Source organism: Marinobacter arenosus (assembly GCF_019264345.1).
Taxonomy (GTDB): domain Bacteria; phylum Pseudomonadota; class Gammaproteobacteria; order Pseudomonadales; family Oleiphilaceae; genus Marinobacter; species Marinobacter arenosus.
Genome location: NZ_JAHVAO010000001.1, coordinates 1,913,225 through 1,934,938, shown reverse-complemented (window position 1 = coordinate 1,934,938; position 21,714 = coordinate 1,913,225). Strand labels below are relative to the sequence as shown.

At 60.8% G+C, this 21,714-nt stretch carries 18 protein-coding genes; 7 read left to right on the top strand and 11 right to left on the bottom strand.

All coding sequences use genetic code 11. The features are described 5' to 3' along the window. Positions 1–54 precede the first annotated feature (54 nt). A complete protein-coding gene (locus tag KXD86_RS08995; RefSeq protein ID WP_218636783.1) occupies positions 55–2,004 on the top strand; it encodes a CASTOR/POLLUX-related putative ion channel in 1,950 nt (649 codons plus the stop codon). A 237-nt stretch (positions 2,005–2,241) separates the two neighbouring features. Beyond that, on the top strand, positions 2,242–3,834 hold the full coding sequence (locus tag KXD86_RS08990) for an isocitrate lyase (RefSeq protein WP_218635690.1): 1,593 nt from the start codon (positions 2,242–2,244) through the stop codon (positions 3,832–3,834). Positions 3,835–3,922: 88 nt separating this feature from the next. Here KXD86_RS08990 and KXD86_RS08985 read toward each other — a convergent pair whose 3' ends face one another. Together KXD86_RS08985 and KXD86_RS08980 are read right to left on the bottom strand one after the other, a co-directional pair. Continuing rightward, positions 3,923–5,008, bottom strand: coding sequence for a M48 family metallopeptidase (locus KXD86_RS08985; protein WP_228739357.1), 1,086 nt, complete (start codon positions 5,006–5,008; stop codon positions 3,923–3,925). After that, a complete protein-coding gene (locus KXD86_RS08980; protein WP_218635688.1) occupies positions 4,986–6,299 on the bottom strand; it encodes a YjgN family protein in 1,314 nt (437 codons plus the stop codon). Before KXD86_RS08980 ends, KXD86_RS08985 begins: the two co-directional genes overlap by 23 nt. 478 nt (positions 6,300–6,777) lie before the next feature. Between KXD86_RS08980 and KXD86_RS08975 the strand changes: the two genes are divergently transcribed. From KXD86_RS08975 to KXD86_RS08960, 4 genes are read left to right on the top strand one after another with little or no spacing between them, the layout of a single operon-like run. Further along, positions 6,778–7,341, top strand: a complete 564-nt coding sequence (locus KXD86_RS08975; RefSeq protein ID WP_218635687.1) for a hypothetical protein — start codon at positions 6,778–6,780, stop codon at positions 7,339–7,341. A gap of 59 nt (positions 7,342–7,400) precedes the next feature. Then, positions 7,401–7,751, top strand: coding sequence for a hypothetical protein (locus tag KXD86_RS08970; RefSeq protein WP_218635686.1), 351 nt, complete (start codon positions 7,401–7,403; stop codon positions 7,749–7,751). A gap of 13 nt (positions 7,752–7,764) precedes the next feature. Further along, positions 7,765–8,457 carry a C39 family peptidase gene (locus KXD86_RS08965; protein WP_218635685.1) on the top strand — a complete coding sequence of 231 codons (693 nt, stop codon included), beginning with the start codon at positions 7,765–7,767 and terminating at the stop codon, positions 8,455–8,457. A 4-nt stretch (positions 8,458–8,461) separates the two neighbouring features. Then, on the top strand, positions 8,462–8,944 hold the full coding sequence (locus tag KXD86_RS08960; RefSeq protein WP_218635684.1) for a hypothetical protein: 483 nt from the start codon (positions 8,462–8,464) through the stop codon (positions 8,942–8,944). A gap of 38 nt (positions 8,945–8,982) precedes the next feature. Here the strand turns inward: KXD86_RS08960 and KXD86_RS08955 are convergent, their stop codons facing one another. Then, entirely contained in the window at positions 8,983–10,047 is a 1,065-nt protein-coding gene (locus KXD86_RS08955) for a transporter (RefSeq protein WP_228739356.1), read from the bottom strand. Beyond that, complete coding sequence (locus KXD86_RS08950; RefSeq protein WP_218635683.1) at positions 10,044–11,441, bottom strand: sigma-54-dependent transcriptional regulator; 1,398 nt, start codon at positions 11,439–11,441, stop codon at positions 10,044–10,046. Before KXD86_RS08950 ends, KXD86_RS08955 begins: the two co-directional genes overlap by 4 nt. Positions 11,442–11,752: 311 nt before the next feature. Between KXD86_RS08950 and senA the strand changes: the two genes are divergently transcribed. Continuing rightward, entirely contained in the window at positions 11,753–13,120 is a 1,368-nt protein-coding gene (gene senA, locus KXD86_RS08945; protein WP_228739355.1) for a selenoneine synthase SenA, read from the top strand. Between the two features lie 14 nt (positions 13,121–13,134). On the opposite strand, the gene KXD86_RS08940 is transcribed toward senA, so the two are convergent. The 7 genes from KXD86_RS08940 to KXD86_RS08910 all read right to left on the bottom strand — a co-directional run bounded on the left by KXD86_RS08940 (position 13,135) and on the right by KXD86_RS08910 (position 21,653). Beyond that, the gene (locus KXD86_RS08940; RefSeq protein WP_218635682.1) at positions 13,135–14,688 is read right to left on the bottom strand and encodes a cation:proton antiporter domain-containing protein; all 1,554 of its coding nucleotides are present in this window, start codon (positions 14,686–14,688) and stop codon (positions 13,135–13,137) included. A gap of 113 nt (positions 14,689–14,801) precedes the next feature. Further along, a complete protein-coding gene (locus KXD86_RS08935) occupies positions 14,802–15,737 on the bottom strand; it encodes an alpha/beta fold hydrolase (RefSeq protein ID WP_218635681.1) in 936 nt (311 codons plus the stop codon). A gap of 106 nt (positions 15,738–15,843) precedes the next feature. After that, entirely contained in the window at positions 15,844–17,130 is a 1,287-nt protein-coding gene (gene purD / locus KXD86_RS08930) for a phosphoribosylamine--glycine ligase (RefSeq protein WP_218635680.1), read from the bottom strand. A 27-nt stretch (positions 17,131–17,157) separates the two neighbouring features. After that, the gene (gene purH, locus KXD86_RS08925) at positions 17,158–18,738 is read right to left on the bottom strand and encodes a bifunctional phosphoribosylaminoimidazolecarboxamide formyltransferase/IMP cyclohydrolase (RefSeq protein WP_218635679.1); all 1,581 of its coding nucleotides are present in this window, start codon (positions 18,736–18,738) and stop codon (positions 17,158–17,160) included. Between the two features lie 84 nt (positions 18,739–18,822). Further along, positions 18,823–19,140 (bottom strand): DNA-binding transcriptional regulator Fis, encoded by a 318-nt coding sequence (fis, locus tag KXD86_RS08920; protein ID WP_218635678.1) that lies wholly within the window; start codon positions 19,138–19,140, stop codon positions 18,823–18,825. After that, positions 19,137–20,135, bottom strand: a complete 999-nt coding sequence (gene dusB, locus KXD86_RS08915; protein WP_218635677.1) for a tRNA dihydrouridine synthase DusB — start codon at positions 20,133–20,135, stop codon at positions 19,137–19,139. Before dusB ends, fis begins: the two co-directional genes overlap by 4 nt. Positions 20,136–20,360: 225 nt before the next feature. Further along, complete coding sequence (locus KXD86_RS08910; RefSeq protein WP_218635676.1) at positions 20,361–21,653, bottom strand: DUF3426 domain-containing protein; 1,293 nt, start codon at positions 21,651–21,653, stop codon at positions 20,361–20,363. Positions 21,654–21,714: the final 61 nt, after the last annotated feature.

The window sequence follows — 21,714 nt, the reverse complement described above, 5'->3', positions numbered from 1 at the left end:
CAGTTGATTATCGGCTATGCTGGCGGTAACGCAACCGATTAATACAGGATGTCCATGCTACCGTTCCGGATTGTTGACCGAATCAAGTTCGTCGTTGAACGTCAGTTGGTGAAGGGCGCCGGATTCCAACTTCTCGTGGTGGCCGCGTTCATCGCGCTGATCTCGCTGATTGGCGGGTTGCTGGTGGTTCCGCTGGGCGCGACCTTCGACAACGTCGGTTCAGCGATCTGGTGGGCCTTTCTCCGGCTGACCGATCCGGGTTACCTCGGAGACGACGTCGGAACCTGGCAACGGTTTGTCTCCACCCTGCTCACCGTCAGCGGCTATGTCGTGTTCATGGGTACCCTGGTGGCGATCCTGACCCGCTGGTTGATCGCCAAGATGGCTGACCTCGAACGTGGACTGACGCCGGTCACCCTGAAGCACCACATCGTTGTGCTGGGCTGGACCAGTCAGACCCTGCCGTTGCTGTCGGAGTTGCTGGGATCGTCTGGCCGGATGCGCCGGTTTCTCGAGAAGCATGACACCCAGAAGCTGAACCTGGTCGTGCTGTCCGAAGACGCTTCCGCGGCGCAGGTGCATGAATTACGCAGCGAGCCGGGCATTGGCCGCCGGGCCCGACAGATTATCCTGCGCTCCGGGTCGGCGATCCAGCCCGACGCCCTGCATCGGGTCGCCTGCCTGGATGCGGCTGCGGTCATTGTGCCCAGTGCCAACACCGATGCCAGTGGTCTGGTGACGTCGGATGTCGAAACCGTCAAGGCCTTGCTGTCCATCGCGGCGCAGGCCCGCCATTACCGCTCCCCGCTGCCGTTCGTTGTCGCCGAGATTCAGGACGTCCGCAAGCATCCGGTGGTTGAACGAGCCTACCCCGGCGCGGTGGAAGTCGTCGCCGGTGACGCCACCATCAGTCGGTTGATGGTCCAGAACATCCTGCATCCGGGGTTATCCGAGGTCTACAACGAGCTGCTCACGGCCGGGTCCGGCAATGAGATCTACGTCAGAGGTGGGGAATCGGTCGCTGGCCTGTCGCTCGGGGAACTGGCGTCGGCCCGGCCCAATGTGATCGTGCTGGGACTTCTGCGCCGCCACGAAGACAGCTGGGAGGTCCAGCTGGTCGCGCCATCGGACACCCGGATCAATACGGAGGATCGGGTCGTCATGATGGCCCGGGATTACGCCGAAACGGATCCAAATCCCAAACTGCCGGCCTTGCCCGTCATCGATTTCAAGGAAGCGCGCCCGAAAAGCCGCACCCATGACCATCGTGGCCGGCGAATCCTGATTCTTGGCTGGAATCGCAGGGTACCGAGCCTGGTCGCAGAGTTTGCCAGTTATGCGGATCTGGATGTTCAGGTCGACATGGTCTCGGTGGTCCCGTCCCGCGAGCGGGAGCAGGCCATATTCCGCTACGTGGGCGAGTTTCCCCAGGCTCGCTGCCACCATATTGAGGCCGACTACATGGTGGAAGGTGAGCTCAGACGCCTGATGCCGTCGGCCTATCATGCGGTTATTCTGCTGAGCAGTGACCGGCTCGCCTCGGGTGAGGAAGCAGACGCCCGGGCCATGGTCGGCTACCTGCAGTTGGAGGATATCCTGGCTGAAAGTCCGGAGCGGCCGCAGGTGATCATGGAGTTGAGTGATCCGGATAACCGGAATCTGCTGTACGGCCATCGCAGTGAAATGCTCATCAGTCCGATGATCCTCAGCCATATTCTGGCGCAGGTGGCCTTGCGGCGGGAACTGCGGATGGTGCTGGATGAGTTGTTTACGGAGGGCGGAGCCGAGATCCAGTTCCGGGACCCCGATGATTACCCGTTACCGGCGAGCGTTGACTTCCAGTTGCTGGAACGAATTCTGGCGAACGAAGGCAAAGTGGCGTTGGGTGTGTTCCGCGCTCGACCGGATGACAGTGGCCGCCACCTGGTACTGAACCCCGCGCGCAAGCTGTTTCTCGACATCCAGCCCGGAGACCGGCTGGTGGTTCTCTGCCGTACTCGGTAACCGCCCTGATGATGGTCCTTCACGTCCGCTCATGCCGGCTGGGTCCGGACTCTCGGCAGCATTCACCAGAAAAATGCTGAAAATAGATTATATAAATTTCAATTATAAATTTTTAAGCACTAAAGTAACCCTCAACGTCAGCGCTATGCTCAAAAAGTGAGCAGGTCGTTGGCTTCGGACGTTGCTGTACGCTACTCCGCACCGACTTAGAAAACCAACGTAGAAAGGATTGAGACCATGCCCTACGCACAAGACGTTGACCAGATTGCTTCGCTGTTGAAGCAGCACCCGACCTGGAACGCCATCAACCCGAAGCACGCTGCTCGCATGCGCGCCCAGAACAAGTTCAAGACTGGCCTGGACATCGCCAAGTACACCGCCAAGATCATGCGCGAAGACATGGCGAACTACGACAAGGATACCTCCCAGTACACCCAGTCCCTGGGTTGCTGGCACGGCTTCATCGGCCAGCAGAAAATGCTGTCCATCAAGAAGCACTTCGGTTCCACCAAGCGTCGTTACCTGTACCTGTCTGGCTGGATGGTTGCCGCCCTGCGCTCCGAGTTCGGTCCGCTGCCTGACCAGTCCATGCACGAAAAGACCGCCGTTTCCGGTCTGATCGAAGAGCTGTACACCTTCCTGCGTCAGGCCGATGCCTGGGAACTGAACCACCTGTTCCGTGCCCTGGAAGAAGCCGAGAACGCCGGCGACAACGCCAAGGCGGAAGAGCTGATCAAGCAGATCGACAACCACGAAACCCACGTTGTGCCCATCATCGCGGACATCGACGCTGGTTTCGGTAACGCCGAAGCGACTTACCTGCTGGCCAAGCAGATGATCGAAGCCGGTGCTTGCTGCATCCAGATCGAAAACCAGGTGTCTGACGAGAAGCAGTGTGGTCACCAGGACGGCAAGGTAACTGTTCCGCACGCGGACTTCCTGTCCAAGATCAACGCCGTTCGTCTGGCGTTCCTTGAGCTGGGCGTGGACGATGGTGTCATCGTTGCCCGTACCGACTCCCTGGGCGCTGGCCTGACCCAGAAGATCGCCGTGACCAACGAGCCGGGCGATCTGGGCGACCAGTACAACAGCTTCATCGACGGTGAAGTGATCGAGAAGGCAGAAGACATCAACAACGGCGACGTCGTGATCAAGCAGAACGGCCAGCTGGTTCGTCCGAAGCGTCTGGCTTCTGGCCTGTTCCAGTTCAAGCCGGGCACTGGCGAAGACCGCGTTGTGCTGGACTGCATCACCAGCCTGCAGAACGGCGCTGACCTGCTGTGGATCGAAACCGAGAAGCCGCACGTTGGCCAGATCGCGGCCATGGTTAACCGCATCAAGGAAGTGGTTCCCGACGCCAAGCTGGTTTACAACAACAGCCCGTCCTTCAACTGGACCCTGAACTTCCGTCAGCAGGTGTTCGATGCCTGGAAGGAAGAGGGCAAGGACGTCTCTGCCTACGATCGTGCCAAGCTGATGAGCGAAGAGTACGACAACACCGAGCTGGGTCAGCTGGCTGACGAGTGGTGCCGTAACTTCCAGCGTGACGGTTCACGCGAAGCGGGTATCTTCCACCACCTGATCACGCTGCCGACATACCACACCGCGGCCCTGTCTACCGACAACCTGGCCAAGGGTTACTTCGGTGACGAAGGCATGCTGGCCTACGTTGCGGGTGTACAGCGCAAGGAAATCCGTCAGGGTATCGCCACCGTTAAGCACCAGGACATGGCTGGCTCCAACATCGGCGACGACCACAAGGAATTCTTCGCTGGTGAAGCGGCTCTGAAGGCCGGTGGTAAAGACAACACCATGAACCAGTTCGGTTAATCGAACGGTCTGGTTGTCGCTCCCGGGCTTGCCCGGGAGTCACGAAAAAGCCCCGCCATTGGCGGGGCTTTTTTTTGCCGGGACCGTGTTACCGGAACGCTGCCTCGCGAAAGCGCTGAATGCGCTCCTCGGTGACCGGGTGGCTCGACAACAGGTCGCCAAGCCTGCTCCAGTGACTCTTCTCTTCCTCACCTTCGTCGTCCGCGTCACCCTGACTGACATCCTCCAGTTCCGCCAGTCGGGCCATGATGTTGGCAAAGTGCCCCGGATCCAGGTCATGCCGCTGCAGGGTTTCCAGTGCGTACTGGTCGGCCTGCCGTTCCATCTTGCGTGAGTAGGAAAGGCTCATCAGTACCGCCGGCACCATCACCGTGGTGTCGGAAAAGGCCGACAGGTCGCCGGTCATCATCACGATCAGCCAGAAGGTCAGCGACGACTGGACCATGCCCTGCATGCCATGACGGTGTTCCACATGGCCGATTTCGTGGGCAAGGATGGCCACCAGTTCGTCGTCATTTTCTGCCAGCTCGACCAGCTCATCGGTGAAGATCAAGGTGCCGTCGGGCAAGGCCAGGGCATTGGCTCCGATCGCCGGCGCCGAGCGGAACAGGACCGTCAGTTCCTGCCCGCCAACCGGTGTCAGGAAGGGCTCGAAGTGGCGTTGGAGCGACTGCTGGCGATCGTTGGAGAGTTCGGAAGGGTCGAGCCAGGTGCTGTCCAGGGAAGCCAGCGTCGACTCCCCGGCCTGCTCGGCGATGCTGTCAGGCAGGGCATAGGCGATGGCCTTGGCGGTCCAGGGAACGCCGTAGACAAAGGCAAACGCGGTGACCGCGACGGTGACCACCACCGCCGTCAGGATCAGCCCCAGGTGGTTCTCCAGCCGATGCAGCAGGCGCGCGATGCGTCCCGTTGACGCCCTCCGGCCAAGCTGGTCCACGCCATCGTTATCGCTGGTTTCGAAGACGCCGTCATCCGGCAGGTGAAGGTATCGCGGGGTGTTGCCCACCCGTGGCGAGATGGTGAGATCCTGCAGCGACAGGTGCCGTTGGTGGAATGCGGTGGCCAGGATCAGCTCACCACCGACAGAACGCAGCAGGGCGTCCTGTCGGTGGGAATTGTCGCCGGAATAGAACTGCCCTTCAATGGCCAGATCAGATAGCGGCGAATTCGACATCAAAGGCATCTCCCAGTTCCTGACCCAGGGCGCTGGCGCGGTTCTGCTCAGCGGCGACGAAATGGTCCAGATCACCGGAAATCAGCATGGTTGTACAGGCGGCGCGGTAGCGCGCCATGCGAACTTTGGCCCAGGGCGTGAAGAGGCCAAGGGTGAGGACGACCAGCAGACTGTTGCTCAGATAGATCCAGACCATCTGTGCCGGCCCCAGTTTCGACTCGAAGCGGTGCTCGGCCAGCTCGGTTGAGTTCAGGAACAGGTTGGCCACACCGGCCATGAAGAAGCCGAAGAGCGTCAGGTAACCGATACCGCCAATGATGGCGGCCAGCACCGGCATGTTTGCCTGGGCGCTCAGGTAAGCGCCGGCACCGAAGCCGAGTGCCAGCAACAGGGCCTTGCCGAACAGCAGGTAATACGCCTTGGTCGTCACGGCCAGGTCAAAGCCGGTGGTGCCGTAACGGCTGCCGTTGGCGACAAACTGGTGGGTTTTCTTGAGTACCAGAGGCGTCAGCAGCATCAGGCACAGCAGGTTCAGCAGGGGCCATACGAAGGCGACCATGAAGGCCTGGCCGTAGGTGCCCTGGAAGTCAAACCGGATGTTGCGGTAGGCGCTGTTGATGGCGTTGAAACGCAGTGAACGGATCATGATCCAGGGCACCAGGAACAAAAAAGCGACGGCGAAGGCGATGGCCGCCTCGACGAACAGTTCCGACAGGGCCACGTAGGCAACCAGGACGGCGAGTGCAATCAGCCGGCCCTTGAGGATGGTGATCGGGCTGGCAAGATACTGGAAGCTGGCGCCGTCCAGAAGTGTGTTGCCATAGAAATACTGGTTGTTGCGAACCGTGGCCCAGGCCGAATAGATGCCCAGGGTCACGATGGTCAGAAGGATATTGACGATCCAGATGCCGAAGTACTCGCCGCCCCGCCCGGTGAATTCCAGGGGAGCGCGCTTGCGGTTGCCAGAGGCTTCATCCGTGTCATTGGCCGGCGCGGTTCCGGCCGGTTCCTGTTGTGCCGGGGCCGCCTTTGCCGGGGCGGCAGGCGCTCTGTTCTGGGATGAAATCCGAACGTCGGCACCGGCAGCGGTCAGGCGCTTGTGGTAGATCGCCGCCTCTTCGTGGTTCAGATTGGACTTGATCGCCGGTGCGTCGGTGGTTGGGGCGAACAGGCGTTCAATGCGTTCATCGGTGGCGTTGAAAAGATCTTTCAGATTGGCTTTCACCTGCGGTTCGTCAAATCCGTCCAGAATCTGTCCCGCAAACACGATCTGATAAAGCTCTGTCGACATAAACCTTCCTTACTGTATGGCTTAACGATACGGAGCCAGGCCCCGTCTGTGCGTCCCTGCCGTGGCAGAACGGTAACATGCCTGACATTACCAGAATTTCATGACCGGTTTGTGAGCCAGCCGACATTTAGGCGACAGATGTGTGACGGAATCTGGACACCGGCATTCTGGATTTTTAACACCGGGATAGATTCCTATCTTCATGAATCGAGCACTGAATTCTTCCAAGTGTCCTTGAAGACGATAGACAAGCTGTTTCACCAATGAAACAGGTGTCCGGGATTTATCCGCTCTGTGCGTTCGGGTGGAAACCAAAAAAAAGGCTATCAGATCAATCTTTTGCCGAGGGTGCAGGAAAAGCTGGCACGGGAATCGCTTTGGCCCCCCGGCGGGTCTGGACCCTGCTGTCTCCGATAGTCATCGGTTTGGGAAAGGATCCCCTGGAAACCAACAACATCAAATCAAAGGAATTGACGACATGACTATGAACAAAACCGTGCTTGCGACTGCCATTGCACTTGGCCTGGGCCTGTCCGGAGCGGCTATCGCCGACCCAACCCTGGGTGGAAATGGAGATCCAAACACCAACGCCAACAACGGTTCGACCGCCACGAATCAAGACAACAGCAACACCGCCACGGATTCGTTCAAGATTTCCGACAGTGGCAATGACAACTCCGACAACTCCGATAATTCCGACAACAGTGTCGATGTGAAGGATTCGTTCAAGATTGCGAACAGCGGCAACGACATGTCGGACAACTCGGACCACTCCGACAACAGCACTGATTCCGATCTCGAGCTGTCCCTGAGCGTGTTCATGAACGAGGGCGAGCTCGAGGGCTCGGTATCCGACGTGTCCGCCACCTACGGCGATGCGGCTGGTGCCGGTAACTCCACCATGGCCAGTGCCTCCAACGAGATTGGCGGTGGCTCCGCCAACTTCACGGGCGTGGGCGCCTTTGCCCAGAACGCCGGCGTTGGCAGTGTGACCCAGGCCAACGTGAGCGTTCAGTCCAACCTGTCAGCAGGTGGCAACTGAGGGAAGATGGCTGTGGCCCCGGTTCGGGGTCCGGCCTGTTTCCTGCCAGGAGGCATGTCATGAATGACTCAGTCAGATGGATGCTGAAGGCAGTCTGGGTGCTGATGGTCCTGGGGTCGGCCACCACGGCCGGCGCCGAGGAGTGGTTGGGACTGGATCCAATGAGTGCCGACCAACTTGACGGCGCCAGCGGGCGGCAGGGTATCCCCCTGCAATGGCAACTCAATGACGCCGAGCAAAATGCCACGGTTACGGGAAATGTCTTGTCCGGGTCCTCAGTGACCGGCGACAACACGATCTCTGACCAGGCGTTTGGCAACATGAGCGGCATCGCCACGGTCATCCAGAACACCGGAAACCAGGTGGTGATTCAGGACAGCACCCAGGTAAATATTCTCATAAACCGATGACAGGAGGTGGGCCATGGCAATGTTGAGGCTAGTGTCTGTAGCCGCAGGTGCTGCCCTGCTGTGGCCCACTGCGTTTGCCGGATCGGTGATGATTCCGGGCTTGGGCGGTGGGCTTGAGATGGAGGTCGAAAGCTTCCAGGAACAGCGATTCAGTTCGGTGATGCGACAGCAGTATGACTTCAGTTGCGGTTCGGCGGCACTGGCTTCACTGCTGTCTTTCCATTATGGGCATGAAGTGACCGAGGCAGACGTGTTTACCGGCATGTTTGCTCTTGCCGACCCGGATAAAGTGCGCCGTGAGGGCTTCTCCATGCTGGATATGAAACGGTACCTGGAGTCCGAAGGCTATCAGGCCGACGGTTTCCGGCTGCCGCTCAGTGGCATCCGGGAGAAGGTACGCCTGCCGGTGATCGCACTTGTGACGCTGGAGGGGTACCGGCACTTCGTGATTATCAAGGGCATCAGTGAGCGGGAGGTGTTTGTTGGCGACCCGGCACGGGGCCTGAAAGTGTATCCACGAGAACAGTTTGAAAACTACTGGGATGGCTCTGCCTTCATGATTCGCAGCCACATTGCGCAGGGGCGAAAAACCTTTGAGAGGGATGGCAACTGGGCGCACTACGTGCGCGCGCCCGTGTCCAGGGGCCCGGACGGCCCCTCTCTGAGCCATACTCTGCCTTATTGGCCAAATCCAAGGGAGTGGTAGAACAATGATCAAACAACACGGCTTTGCCGTCGTCGCGCTGGTGTTTGCGGGGACCTTGCTGGCAGCGCCCACGACCGGCGGTGCCATCTTCCCGGCTCAGGCGCTGAGCAACGATGAGCTGGCGTCCCTGCGGGGTGGTTTTCTGCTGGACGATCTCGAAATCCGGATCGGGCTGGAGCAGGTGGTGTCCGTTGACGGAGAAACCCTGGCCATCAACCGCCTGAACATTCCCAACCTGAATCAGGTGGCCAATGGACGCGCCGTGCCCCATACGGTGGAAACCATCGTGGGTAAAGCCGGCGGCCAGGCACTGATATCGTCGGCATCGAAGGACGGCGGCTGGATTACGGTCATTCAGAACAACCTGAACGGCACCGAGATCCAGAACAGCCGGCAACTGAACATCGAACTGAATAACCTCGGCGCCGGTCTGAGCCGGCTGCCGGATGCCATGCGTGAACCCGTGTTACAGATGCTTGGCCGCTAGGCGACCTGGACGCCAGGGTGGGCCCCGGCCGGCGGCGTTCAGAGGGTGATCGGCAGCTTCAGGGTCAACTCGCTGTTGGGGGCGTTTTCAGTGACCCCCACGTTCACGGTCAGGCTCAGGGTGGTGTTGGTTGACAGTCTCTGGGCCAGGCCGAAGGACAGCGAACCCACCTGGATGCGGTCAAAGTTTGCCCCGAACAGGTCGCTGTTGGTCTCGAAGCTGGTTTTGCGGATGACGGAGTGGTCGTAACCCAGGCTGAACGAGGTCCGCTCGTTGAAGGCGAAGCCCATGCCGAATCCGAAGCGCACCACGTCCCCGGGGTCGACTTCACCGCCGTTTTCCGGTCCCTGGTCCTCCTTCATGGTCCAGACGTAACTGAGGCTGCCGTACAGAACGGCCGGGTCAGACGGGTAGATGAACGAGAACCCCGGCTCAAAGGACCAGAATCCGGATCCGGTGGGCCGCTCCTCCAGTTCCACCCCGATGGGGTTACCCTCGCTGTCTTCCACCACCCGCTGGTCAACATCGTAGGGCCCTTCCCCCGTGGGCGTCTTGACCCGGAACACGCCGATCACGTAGGGCCAGCCTTCCAGGCCGTCGTTCAGCTGATAACGCGCCGACAGCTCGACGTCCCCGAGGCCTTCGCCCGAGGACTCCCGAAGCGTATCGACGGGGGTTCCCTCAAAGGCCTGACGTTCCCTGAGATCCTCGTTGACGCTCAGCCAGGGCACTCGGACATCGGCTTCAAACCGGCTGGTGAAGCCGTATTTGAAGGTCAGGGCGCCAACGAAGATGTCCCGTTGAATCTCGGAGATATTGATCAGGCCCACAAGCAGGGCCGGAATCACGGTGTAGCCCTCAATGGCGACCCGGGTGGCGTTGCTGTGGGCGTGGGAAAACGCCGGTTCGATGGTCAGTCGCCCCGGCCGGGTGACGATTCCGCGGTCGGAGGTGATGGAGGCAATGTCGGTGACCTGCTCTTTCTTCGCTTCAGCTTCTTCGGGGGATGCCGGGACGTCCCCGGCAGAGTCCGTTTGCGCAATCCCCGTCGCGGGCATCAGGCAGGCGCTGGCGAACAGCGGAAAGAGTAGCGGTTTTCTCATGGTGGATCTCCCTTGTGGTGTGAGCCCTGTCGGTGATGACCCGACTGGGGACCGGCGTTGTATTTGTCCATAAGCCGGTAAAACGAAACGCGTGATATCTTCAGGATCCGCGCAGCGGCGGAGACATTGTGGTGTGCCAGGGCCAGGCTGCAGGACAGCGCCTGGCGGTCAGCCCGGGCCCGGAATTCTTCCAGGCTCAGGTTGGAGGTGGCCGGCACATCCCCTTCGGGGCCGGTTGGTTCCAGCCCCAAGTCGGCCGGTTCGATCACCTCCCGGTCGCACAGGAGTAGGCCCTGTCGCAACCGGTTCTGCAGTTCCCGGAAGTTGCCAGGCCAGGAATGGTTGACCAGGCGCTGAATGGCCGCTTCGCTGAGCCGCTTCTGTTTGCCGCCACGGTTGGAGGCTTCAAGGAGGGCTTCGGCCAGCGCCGGGATGTCTTCGCGGCGGTCTTTGAGGGCCGGTAATTTGACCTCCAGTCCGCCCAGCCGGTAGTAGACGTCACTGCGAAACTGCCCGGTTTCGACCAGTTCGGTCAGGGGCTGGCTCGAGGTGGTAATGATGCGACTGTCGATCGGGATGGGTTCACTGCCGCCAATGCGCTCAATCTGCCCTTCCTGCAGGAAGCGCAGGATCGCGGATTGTTGTTCGAGGTTGAGCTCGTCAATGGATGACAGGATCAGGGAGCCGCCGTTCGCCAGTTCCAGGCGGCCCGGATGGGCACTGAGGGCGTGGGTAAACGCTCCTTTCTCGTAACCGAATAGCTCGCTCTGGGTCAGCGAATCGGGCAGGGCGGCACAGTTAACCGTTACCAGGGGCCCGGAAGCCCGCGTCGAGTGTTCGTGAATGAAACGGGCGGCGGCGTCCTTGCCAGTGCCACTCTCGCCGGTGATCAGAACCGGCTCCGGGGTTACCGCGAAGCGCCGGAGCAACCCGCGAACCTGGCGAATGGCCTGGGAGGTGCCCTCCAGTACCAGGGCCTGATAGTCATCGCGGGGAAGGCCGACGGCGGGTTCGCGAATGGTGGCCATGCCCCAGAGGTGGCCCAGCACCGTATCCAGCCGTTCGTGATTGACCGGCAGGGTGTGGAAATCGGAGCAATACCGGGTGATCAGCTGGGCCGTCCGGGTTCCGGTAATAGGCCGATGGGGCACAATCCCGACCCAGTAGCTGAGGCTCAGGGCTTCCAGCCATTGATCCAGCCAGGGCAGGTCGTCGGGTGGAATACGGGTGAGATCCAGGACGCCCACCTTGGCGTCGTCCGGGGGTGACAATTGAATAGGCACCGGATTCTCCGGATTGAAATCGATCAGATTCCATCGAGAGCCCAGCGCCTTGCGCACGGTGGTGTTGGTGTGTGCCGCTGACAACCAGACGAGCGGTCGCTTTTCCATCATGGCAAACCTCCATGAGAGTGATGCCTGGGAAAACGGGACTGCCAGTTGTATAGGGACAACCAGAATGCCGGCAAGTTGCGTTGTCCGGTCACGGCCCTGTGACCCGTCACACGAGCCAGAAAGATGATCTGGCGGTTCAAACCGGTATACAGGATATATGCCAGATTTCTTATCCGTCGCTCATTCAGATGGTTGCGAGATCCGGAATCGAGCTGTCGCGTAAAACTGTAAAAGTACTCGACAGCTGGTGGATCACCCGGCCGGCAATCCATCTGTTATGCTGAGGCAAAATCCGGAAGACGAAGTGGCTTATGGGCGAAATGAAATCGATGGATGCCGCTCGGGCAGCGAGGGAGGACCTGCTCCAGGAACTTGAGCGCACCCGGCAACGAACCCGGGCGCTGATCACCTCATTGCCGGAGGAGAAATTGCCGGTACCGTACCATCCGGGCGTCAACCCGCCGTTATGGGAGATGGGGCACGCGGCGTTTTTCTATGAGGTGTTTGTGTTCAATCTGCTGGATGGCACGCCGAGTGTTGACCCGAGCATGGATGATCTCTGGGATTCGTTCCATGTTGAGCACCGGGACCGATGGAACCAGGCCCTGTTTCCCGGGCGGCAGGACACCCTGGCGTACTTCGATACGGTCTACGATCGCGTGGCCGAACGCATCCGGACCCAGCCGCTGGACGACCGGACCCTGTATCTGAATCGGTACGCTATTTTTCATCAGAACATGCACATCGAATCCCTGATCTGGTGCCGTCAGACCGTCGGCTACGAGGAGCCCCCGGGCCGGACCCGCGGTCGGCCGGCTCCGGGCCGGTCGGTCACCGGCGACGCGGTGATACCGGCCGGTCGCTGGGTGATCGGCATGCCCGGGGATTCCGCGGCCTACGCCACCACGGATTTCGCCTTCGATAACGAGAAGCCGAGATTCGAGATCGAGCTGGCGTCGTTCGCGATCTCCCGGCAGCCCGTGTCGAATGCGGAATTCCAGGTGTTCGTCGACGACGGTGGCTACCAGAAGCCGGAACTCTGGTCGTTCGGGGGGCGAAAGTGGCTCGAGACCGAGGTGGACGTTGCCCTGGTGCACGGTAGCCGGGAGGTCATGCCGCGAGTGCCGAAGCACCCCCTTTACTGGCGCTGGCATGAGTATCAGTGGCAGGAGCGCCTGTTTGACCGCTGGCAGCCCCTGAATCCGGATGCACCGATCACCCATGTCAGTTTCTGGGAAGCGGAAGCCTTCTGTAACTGGGCCGGACGCCGGTTGCCAACCGAGTTCGAATGGGAAGTGGCCGCTCTGGGTAACCGCCCCGGAGCGTCCTTCCGGCGTTTTCCCTGGGGGAACCAGCAGCCCGATGAAACCCTGGCCGACCTCGATGGCCGGTGTCTGGGGCAGAATCCGGTGTACGATTACCCGGAATCGGACAGTCCCTTTGGCTGTCGCCAGATGATTGGGGGGGCTTGGGAGTGGACCAGCAGTCAATTCTTTCCCTATGACGGCTTCCGGATCGACATGTACCCGTTTATGTCGACCCTGCAGTTCGGCGATCACAAGGTTACCCGAGGGGGCAGTTGCGCCACCTCGTCCTGTCTGATTCGCGGCACCTATCGCCAAGCCTATCTGCCGCAGCGGAACGATGTGTTTACCGGATTCCGGACCTGTGCACGGTAGGCCCCCCGGGCGCCTCAGTCGGAGCGTTCGTTGGCCCGGCTGATGATGTGGCTCGCGAGAGCAACACCGGTCTCGTTCATGGTCAGGTAGGCCTCATTGGCGCCGGCCTCACGGATCTGGTGGGCCTCATCGTCGTACAGGGTGTGGGCAACGATATACCCCCGGAAGCCCAGTTTTCTCAGCATGCGTGCGGCAATGAGTTTGCCCTCGATGTCGCCCAGGGCAAGAATGACCGAGTGCACCTCGGGCATGTGCAGGCCGTTCCAGAATGAGGCATCCTCGGCGTCGGCGAACACGACGTTGCGGCCTTCCTTCTGGTGCTTGCTGGCCTTGGCCGGATCAGAATCCAGCCCCATCAATTCCGGTTCCTGTCTTGATACCCAGTCATAGGCCGCAGTGCCCGTTCGCCCCATGCCCATGATCAGGACCCGGGTATTGCCCAGGGACAGGGGCTGTTCGTCCGGGTGGTGTTTCTGGGTTTCGAAGCGACTCAGGCCGGATCCGAAACGCTCGTAGATGACGTGGGCGAAGCGGTTCAGTGGCGCGGAAATGACGAACGAGATCGCGACCGAGATCGCCAGTGGCACCAGCCATTCTGGCAGAGCAACACTGGCGACAATCAGGCCGAACTCGCTGTAGTTGGTCAGTGCCAGCGCGCTCAGGAAGCTGCTTCTCGCTCGCAGACGGAAGGCCAGCAACAGAAAGAAGAACAGGATGCCCTTCAGGGGCAACACCAGTGCCGCGACCAGCGCAAAGGCGAGGGCCTGGCTGTCCGGCAGCCCGCCAATGCCGATCTGCAGGAAAAATCCCACCAGGAACATCTCTTTCACGCTCCACAGGGACTTGGACAGCTCCTGGGAGCGGGGGTGATTCGACAACATGGCCCCGAACACCAGGGCGCCAAGCTCGGCGCTCAGGCCCACGGATTCAAAGCCATACCCGCCCAGCACCAGTGCCACCAGGAGACCGAGCAGCACCAGCAGTTCATCGTGTCCGCTGGCGTCAAGCAGCCGATACAGCAGGGGGCGTAGCAGCGGAAGCCCGAAAACGATCAGCGCCCACTCCGAAGGTGTCTGGCCGGCGGCGAGGCTCATCACGACGAGCGCAATCAGATCCTGCATGATCAGGATGCCGATGGCGACACGGCCATGGAAGGCGCGCAGCTCCCGCTTGGTTTCCAGGACCTTGGCGGCCAGAACCGTTGAGGAAAAGGACAGGGCGATGGCCAGCATGAAGGCGGTTTGCCAGGGCAGGTCCATCAGCAGATACAGGCCCGGGGTGAAGACCGTGCAGGTGATGCCAAAATGCAGCAGGCTGCCGCCGATTACCTCGCGGCTGACAATGGATCTGAGTTTCAGTTTGAGGCCGACCGTGAACAGCAGCAGCAGGACGCCAAGGTGGGCGATGTGGTTGAGCGCGTCGGTGGCTTCGATGGCCAGGCCGGACACGGTGGACAGGCCGCTGAGCAGGAAGCCCGCGGCCAGATAGCCCACCAGTGGCGGCAAACCGACACCTTTGACCAGCAGGCCAAGTGCAAAGGCGAACGAAATCCAGAGAGCTTCAGGCATGCGACATTTCTTTCATCCAACACTGGGCAATGCCTGCAAGGCTATCCTGTTTTACCGGCCCGGTGTAGTCGATGAACGTGGAATCTGCTGAATTTATTCGAAATCCTGGCGGTTCAATGCGCCGACTCAAGGAACGAGCGAAAGAGTTCGGCGGAGCGTTCCGGTGCCTCAATCATGGGAGCGTGGCCAATATCGTCCAGCAGGTGCAGGCGGGCATCCGGAATGGCCGCCACGAACAGCTCGCCGTTGCGGTAATTGATGACCCGGTCTTCCTTGCCCCAGACCACCAGTACCGGATCCCGGATCAGTGCGAGGCGGGACCGGAAGGCGGTTTCATAGCCGCTGTCCCGGATCGCGGCGAAGATCACTTCATTAACCTCGCGGTTGGCAATCGCCTTTTCTTCCATCACGCCCAGAACCGGCCAGGGCACGAACGGCTTCTCCGCCAGTGCGAAATCCATTAGCCGCTCCAGATCCCCCGGTTCTGACGGGATCAGAGGGTTGTCGCCCTCCAGTACCAGACCGACAAGTTCGCTGTCATAGTCGAAGATACCGGCGGGATTGAACAGCACCGCCGTCTTGATGCGATCGGGATAGCGTGCCGAATAAAGCGCGGTAATCGCGCCGCCCATGGAGTTGCCCATCATGTGGGATTCCTTGATGGACAGCGCCTGCAGGATGGCCGAGAGGTGGGTGGTCTGTTCTTCCAGGGTGTATCCGAGGTCCAGTGGCTTGCTGCTGTCACCGTGGCCCGGCAGATCGATGGCGTAAACGTTGAAGTCGGCGGTCAGCTCGTTGGCAAGGCGGGTCCAGTTATCCTTGTTGGCCCCGAACCCGTGCACCATCACAATGGTGTCGCCGTCGGTCATTTCCGAGTTGCGCAGGTAGGCGATCTCAAGCCCCTCCACCTGAATGGTATCCGCTTCCAGCCCCGAGCTTGATCGCTCCAGGTGGATGGCGGTTTCATACATGCTCTGCCGCGAACAGGCGCTGACAACCAGGGTCATCAGGGCAATGAGAAGCAGGTTCAGAGGGCGATGGTGAGGCATGGGGGTGGCTCCGGCTGGGGCGAAAATGGGGACGTCCTGTTCCGGTTCCTACCATATCCCAAAAAAAAGCCCGGTCAACGACCGGGCTTCGATAGCGTGGGCTGGGTCAGGATTGTTCACGGGAAATGGCCCGATGTGCAATGTCCGTGCGATAGAACACGCCATCCCACTGGATGGTTTTTGCCAGTGCGTAGGCTCGTTGCTGGGCTTCGGTCACGGTGTTGCCAAGTGCAGTGGCACAGAGCACCCGGCCGCCGTTGGTCACCACCTGATCCCCGTTCAACCGGGTCCCGGCGTGGAAAACTTTCTCGCCTTCGGTCTCAGTTTCCGGCAACCCGGAAATGACATCGCCCTTGTTATAGCTGCCCGGATAGCCGCCGGCGGCCAGTACGATGCCGACCGACGCACGATCGTCCCAGTCGGACCGGCACTGGTCCAGCTTGCCGTCAATCGCCGCGCCGCACAGTTCCACCAGGTCCGATTGCATGCGCAGCATGATCGGCTGGGTTTCCGGATCGCCAAACCGGCAATTGAATTCGATCACCTTCGGCGCGCCGCTACCGTCGATCATCAGGCCGGCATACAGGAAGCCCTTGTAGGGGTGGCCTTCGGCCGCCATGCCGCGCACCGTGGGATAGATGACTTCGTCCATGATGCGCTGGTAGACGTCCGGGGTAACCACCGGGGCCGGGGAGTATGCGCCCATGCCGCCGGTGTTGGGGCCGGTGTCGCCGTCGCCGACCCGTTTGTGATCCTGGGAGGTGGCCATGGGCAGCACATGCTCGCCGTCGACCATGACAATGAAGCTGGCTTCCTCGCCGTCCAGGAACTCCTCGACCACCACCCGGCTGCCGGCATCGCCAAACGCGTTGCCGGCCAGCATGTCGCGGATCGCGTCTTCGGCTTCGGCCAGGGTCATGGCCACGATCACGCCTTTGCCAGCCGCCAGGCCATCGGCCTTGACCACGATGGGTGCGCCCTGCTCCCGGACGTAGGCCAGGGCTTCATCGACGTCGGTGAAGTTGGCGTAGGCGGCGGTCGGAATCTTCTGTCGCGCCAGGAAGTCCTTGGTGAAAGCCTTGGAGCCCTCCAGCTGAGCGGCGCCGGCACTGGGGCCGAAGACCCTCAGGCCACGCTCCTCGAAGCGGTCGACGATACCGGCAACCAAGGGAGCTTCGGGGCCAACGATGGTCAGGCCGACGTTGTTGGTGGCGGCGAAATTGGCCAGTCCGTCCAGGTCCATCACGTCAATGTTGACGTTTTCCAGGCCCGGCTCACGGGCGGTGCCAGCGTTCCCGGGCGCGACGAACACCCGGTCTGCCTGTGGAGATTGGGCCGCTTTCCAGGCCAGGGCATGCTCGCGGCCGCCGTTGCCGATCACAAGAATGTTCATAGTGAGAATCCTTTAGCTGGTCCGCAATCAGTGGCGGAAGTGGCGCATGCCGGTGAACACCATGGCGATGCCATGCTCGTTGGCCGCATCGATCACTTCCTGGTCGCGCATGGAGCCGCCGGGCTGGATCACCGCGGTGATGCCCGCCTTGGCGGCGGCATCGATGCCGTCCCGGAACGGGAAGAAGGCGTCCGAGGCCATCACCGAGCCTTTTACTTCCAGGTTTTCGTCGGCCGCCTTGATGCCGGCAATTTTGGCGCTGTAGACCCGGCTCATCTGGCCGGCGCCGACGCCAATAGTGCGACCGGCCCTGGCGTACACAATGGCATTGGATTTGACGTACTTGGCCACTTCCCAGGCGAACAGCAGGTCGTTGAGTTCCTCTTCCGAGGGCTGGCGCTCGGTGACCACCTTGACGTCGGACATGGCCACCATGCCCAGATCCCGGTCCTGCACCAGCAGACCGCCGGTAACCCGCTTGTAGTCCATGGTCTGGGCGCGTTCACTGTCAAACTCACCGCAGGCCAGCAGGCGCACGTTCTTCTTGGCAGCGACCAGCTCGACCGCCTCGGGGGCGATGGTCGGGGCAATAATGACCTCCACGAACTGGCGATCAATGATCGCCTTGGCGGTCTTCGCGTCGAGCTCCCGGTTAAAGGCGATGATGCCGCCGAAGGCCGAGGTCGGATCCGTGGCGAAGGCCAGTTCGTAGGCCTGGTGGATGTCGGCGCCAATGGCGACACCGCAGGGATTGGCGTGCTTCACGATGACACAGGCCGGGTCCGCAAACGGTTTCACGCATTCGAGGGCCGCATCGGTATCGGCCACGTTGTTGTAGGAGAGTTCCTTGCCCTGAAGCTGTTTGGCGGTCGCGACACAGGCTTCCCTGGGATTGCGCTCGGCGTAGAACGCGGCCCGCTGGTGCGGGTTCTCGCCGTACCGCATGTCCTGGACCTTCACGAACTGGGCGTTAAAGGTACGGGGGAAGTCGGCATTGTCGTTGTCCGGGGTGCGACCTCCCAGGTAGTTGGCGATGGCACCGTCGTAACCGGCGGTATGCTCGAACGCCTTCACGGCCAGATCAAAGCGGGTGCGGTAGCTGAGCTCGCCGTCATTGTCGTTGAGTTCCTTCAGGACCCGGGCGTAGTCCGCTGCATTGACCACGATGGCGACGTCGTTGTGGTTCTTCGCCGCTGCGCGCACCATGGTGGGCCCGCCAATGTCGATATTCTCGATGGCGGTGGGCAGATCGCAGTCAGGGTTGGCGACGGTCTCCTCGAACGGGTAGAGGTTGACCACCACCATGTCGATTGGATTGATGCCGTGCTCGCCCATGATGGCATCGTCGGTACCGCGCCGGCCCAGAATGCCGCCATGGATCTTCGGGTGCAGGGTCTTGACCCGGCCGTCCATCATTTCCGGGAAGCCGGTGTAATCGGAGACTTCGGTGACCGGAATGTTGTTTTCCTTCAGGAGACGGAAGGTGCCTCCGGTAGATAGCAGTTCGATGCCTCGGTCGGTGAGGGCCCGGCCAAAGTCGACGATGCCGGTCTTGTCACTCACGCTGATCAGCGCGCGACGGATGGGGGAGTTAGCCTGGTTTGCCATGAGTCACTTTCTTCACTGGAGATGAACGAATAAGGGCCTCGCGAATGGTTTCCGGGAGGCCCTTATCATGTCAGGGTGTCTGGATTATAGCAGACCGTACTGCTTCAGCTTCTTGCGCAGGGTGCCACGATTGAGGCCGAGCATGGTCGAGGCCTTGGTCTGGTTGTTGCGGGTGTATTTCATCACCTGCTCCAGCAGCGGTGCTTCCACCTCGGACAGTACCAGTTGGTACACCTCGGTCACGGGCGCGCCATCGAGCTGCGCGAAGTAGTTTTTCAGGGCAACCTCGACGCTGTCGCGCAGGGTAACGCTGTTGCCATTGCCATTCACCGTCTGAAGCTGATGAATATCCTCGCTGGCCGGGGTGCTTAGATTGTCGTTTGCCAAAGTCTCAGCGGTCATGCTGCGAATACCTCTCCATTTCGTAAGCCTGCAAAGTACTGTTGAATACTGTCTGTCTGCTCCAACGCATCGTCGATCGCGTTGAAGCGGTTACGGAACTGTTTGTTCTGGTCGTGGGACTGCAGGTACCAGCCCACGTGTTTTCTGGCGATACGCACACCCATTTTCTCGCCATAGAAGCTGTGCAGGGCGGCCAGATGTTCGATCAGGATCTGTTCCACCTCGTCCAGAGGCGGTTCCGGCAGATGGCTTCCGGTCTCCAGGTAGTGGAGAATTTCCCGGAAAATCCAGGGGCGCCCCTGGGCTCCCCGGCCGATCAGCAGGCCATCGGCGCCCGTATGCTTCAGCACCTGCTGTGCCTTCTCCGGGGAGCTGATGTCGCCATTGGCGAACACCGGAATCCGGACCCGGGATTTGACGTCGGCAATGGTGTCGTACTCGGCGTTGCCGTTGTACTTGTCCGCACGGGTGCGCCCGTGGATGGCCAGGGCCTGGATGCCGGCATCCTCCGCCATCCGGGCGATCACAGCCGCGTTCCGGTTGTCGGCATCCCAGCCGGTACGCATTTTCAACGTGACCGGGATATCGACGGCGGCCACCACCGCGTTCAGAATCTCGCGGACCAGGCCTTCATCCTTCATCAGGGCGGATCCCGCAGCCTTGTTGCACACCTTCTTTGCCGGGCATCCCATGTTTATGTCGATGATCTGGGCACCGAAGTCGGCATTCTGGCGTGCGGCATCGGCCAGCATCTCGGGATCACCGCCGGCAATCTGCACTGAACGAGGTTCCGGCTCCCCCTCATGGTTCAGGCGAGTCTGGGATTTGCGCGTATGCCAGAGCTTGCTGTCCGCTATGACCATTTCCGATACCGCAAGGCCCGCTCCCATTCGGCGGCACAACAGCCGGAAAGGGCGGTCCGTTACGCCGGCCATGGGCGCAACAATGAGCGGATTGGGCAAGGTGTACGGCCCGATTTTTGCCGTCGGCAGCATGATCTGAGTCCGTGTCACAGCGGGTGATGCAAGAGTCGGTACCAATCGATTGTTCAATAAGTAATCGATCCAGTATCCGAAGGGCGCTAATGATACCGTCGGGGGAGTCGTGATTGAAGGGGCTTGATCACGAAAAAACTGATTATTTTTCGTGCTTTCTGGTTGACTTTTGTTCTGTTTGGTGGCGGTCGGCGTTCACTGTCGAGTAAATACTCGCTTACCATTTCAGGGCGTGTAGGGGCGGAAATTGAGATTGTAGTTCACCGCATCCTTGCCGGGGTCACGGATATCGATCGCGATCCGGACCGGCGTATCCTTGGGCATCATGTCGAGATTCTGTCCGTCTCCGGCCAGGTATTCGTCCGGCGTGAAGATGCTCTGGGCGACCACATCCCCGTTCAGGTTGGAAAAAGTCAGGGCGATGGCCGGGAAAGGTTGCTCGAACGCGGCCCGGTTGATGATCACGGCATCCACCACCAGCTGAGTCCGGTTTTCCGGGTCTGTCCGCACCACCAGCTTACGGCTCTGGATCGCATCGACATTAATCAGTGGCTCCAGTTCGCAGCCAGCGAACTCGCAACCTCTCTCGTAGAAGGGGCGCAGTTCCGGAATGGCAGACAGGCGGTCGAACTGGAACCAGGTAACCTGGGCCACCAGCACACCGATCAGGGCGAGAACCACCAGGGTCCAGACAAAGGTGCGGAGCTTGCCGGTGCCGCCGCCCCGCACCGATACCGGCTCCCGCCGAAGGTCGTCGAACGGGATGGTGGCCGCCATGGGTTCGCCGAGCCGTTCGTTCCGGCTGTCGCTCCCGAAATCGGGTTCGCTGGCGGCAAAGGTGTCGGAGAAATCGTCGCCCGGTTTGCTCGCCGTCATGGCCCGAACCGGTTCGGTCTCAACGTCCGGCGTCATCTCGAGTTCCAGTCCTGGTTCCGGTGACGGTTCTGGCGACCGGGGTGAGGGCTGGGACGCGGGTCGGGGGGTTGGTTCCGGGCGAGGCTCCGGTCGTCGAGGCATCTCCGCCTTGCGGGGTGCCTCTGCCTTGCCGGGAGCGGATGACGGTTGATCGGTGTCTTCGAGAATGGCCTCGGCCCAGCTCTCATCCACATCATGGTGGGGAGAGTCGTCATCCGTGTCGTGGAAATCCGAATGACGCTGGCCATCGACCGAGCGGAAACTGTCGCTCAGCTCATCATCGGAGAACGTCATCTTGCTGCCCGCGTACGGGCCCTCAGCGGCGTCTTCCTCGGGGTTGTCGGCGAAGACAAAGTCTTCTTCGGATGCGAAAGACCCGCTCGACGCGGAGCTGCCTGCCCCCGGTTCCGGGGCCGCAGACGCCGGTTTGGGCGGCGTCTGGGGCTGGCTGGTGCGTGGCAGCACCTGGTGATCAATGGCGTTGAACACCGCCATGCAGTTGCCGCAGCGAACCTTGCCCTTGGCGATACCAAGCTGTTCGTCCGTGACCCGGAACCGGGTCTCGCATTTGGGGCATTGGGTCTGCAGGCTGCTCTGGGTCATGCGTCGTTCCTGAAAGCGACTAGGCTACGAGTGCGGAGTTTAGTCGTTAAGGCCTTGTTCG

Bases quoted from the DNA above. Each gene is read 5' to 3' on its own strand.
- KXD86_RS08995 (WP_218636783.1), top strand. From the start codon at position 55: ATGCTACCGTTCCGGATTGTTGACCGAATCAAGTTCGTCGTTGAACGT.
- KXD86_RS08990 (WP_218635690.1), top strand. From the start codon at position 2,242: ATGCCCTACGCACAAGACGTTGACCAGATTGCTTCGCTGTTGAAGCAG.
- KXD86_RS08985 (WP_228739357.1), bottom strand. From the start codon at position 5,008: ATGTCGAATTCGCCGCTATCTGATCTGGCCATTGAAGGGCAGTTCTAT.
- KXD86_RS08980 (WP_218635688.1), bottom strand. From the start codon at position 6,299: ATGTCGACAGAGCTTTATCAGATCGTGTTTGCGGGACAGATTCTGGAC.
- KXD86_RS08975 (WP_218635687.1), top strand. From the start codon at position 6,778: ATGACTATGAACAAAACCGTGCTTGCGACTGCCATTGCACTTGGCCTG.
- KXD86_RS08970 (WP_218635686.1), top strand. From the start codon at position 7,401: ATGAATGACTCAGTCAGATGGATGCTGAAGGCAGTCTGGGTGCTGATG.
- KXD86_RS08965 (WP_218635685.1), top strand. From the start codon at position 7,765: ATGGCAATGTTGAGGCTAGTGTCTGTAGCCGCAGGTGCTGCCCTGCTG.
- KXD86_RS08960 (WP_218635684.1), top strand. From the start codon at position 8,462: ATGATCAAACAACACGGCTTTGCCGTCGTCGCGCTGGTGTTTGCGGGG.
- KXD86_RS08955 (WP_228739356.1), bottom strand. From the start codon at position 10,047: ATGAGAAAACCGCTACTCTTTCCGCTGTTCGCCAGCGCCTGCCTGATG.
- KXD86_RS08950 (WP_218635683.1), bottom strand. From the start codon at position 11,441: ATGATGGAAAAGCGACCGCTCGTCTGGTTGTCAGCGGCACACACCAAC.
- senA (WP_228739355.1), top strand. From the start codon at position 11,753: ATGGGCGAAATGAAATCGATGGATGCCGCTCGGGCAGCGAGGGAGGAC.
- KXD86_RS08940 (WP_218635682.1), bottom strand. From the start codon at position 14,688: ATGCCTGAAGCTCTCTGGATTTCGTTCGCCTTTGCACTTGGCCTGCTG.
- KXD86_RS08935 (WP_218635681.1), bottom strand. From the start codon at position 15,737: ATGCCTCACCATCGCCCTCTGAACCTGCTTCTCATTGCCCTGATGACC.
- purD (WP_218635680.1), bottom strand. From the start codon at position 17,130: ATGAACATTCTTGTGATCGGCAACGGCGGCCGCGAGCATGCCCTGGCC.
- purH (WP_218635679.1), bottom strand. From the start codon at position 18,738: ATGGCAAACCAGGCTAACTCCCCCATCCGTCGCGCGCTGATCAGCGTG.
- fis (WP_218635678.1), bottom strand. From the start codon at position 19,140: ATGACCGCTGAGACTTTGGCAAACGACAATCTAAGCACCCCGGCCAGC.
- dusB (WP_218635677.1), bottom strand. From the start codon at position 20,135: ATGCTGCCGACGGCAAAAATCGGGCCGTACACCTTGCCCAATCCGCTC.
- KXD86_RS08910 (WP_218635676.1), bottom strand. From the start codon at position 21,653: ATGACCCAGAGCAGCCTGCAGACCCAATGCCCCAAATGCGAGACCCGG.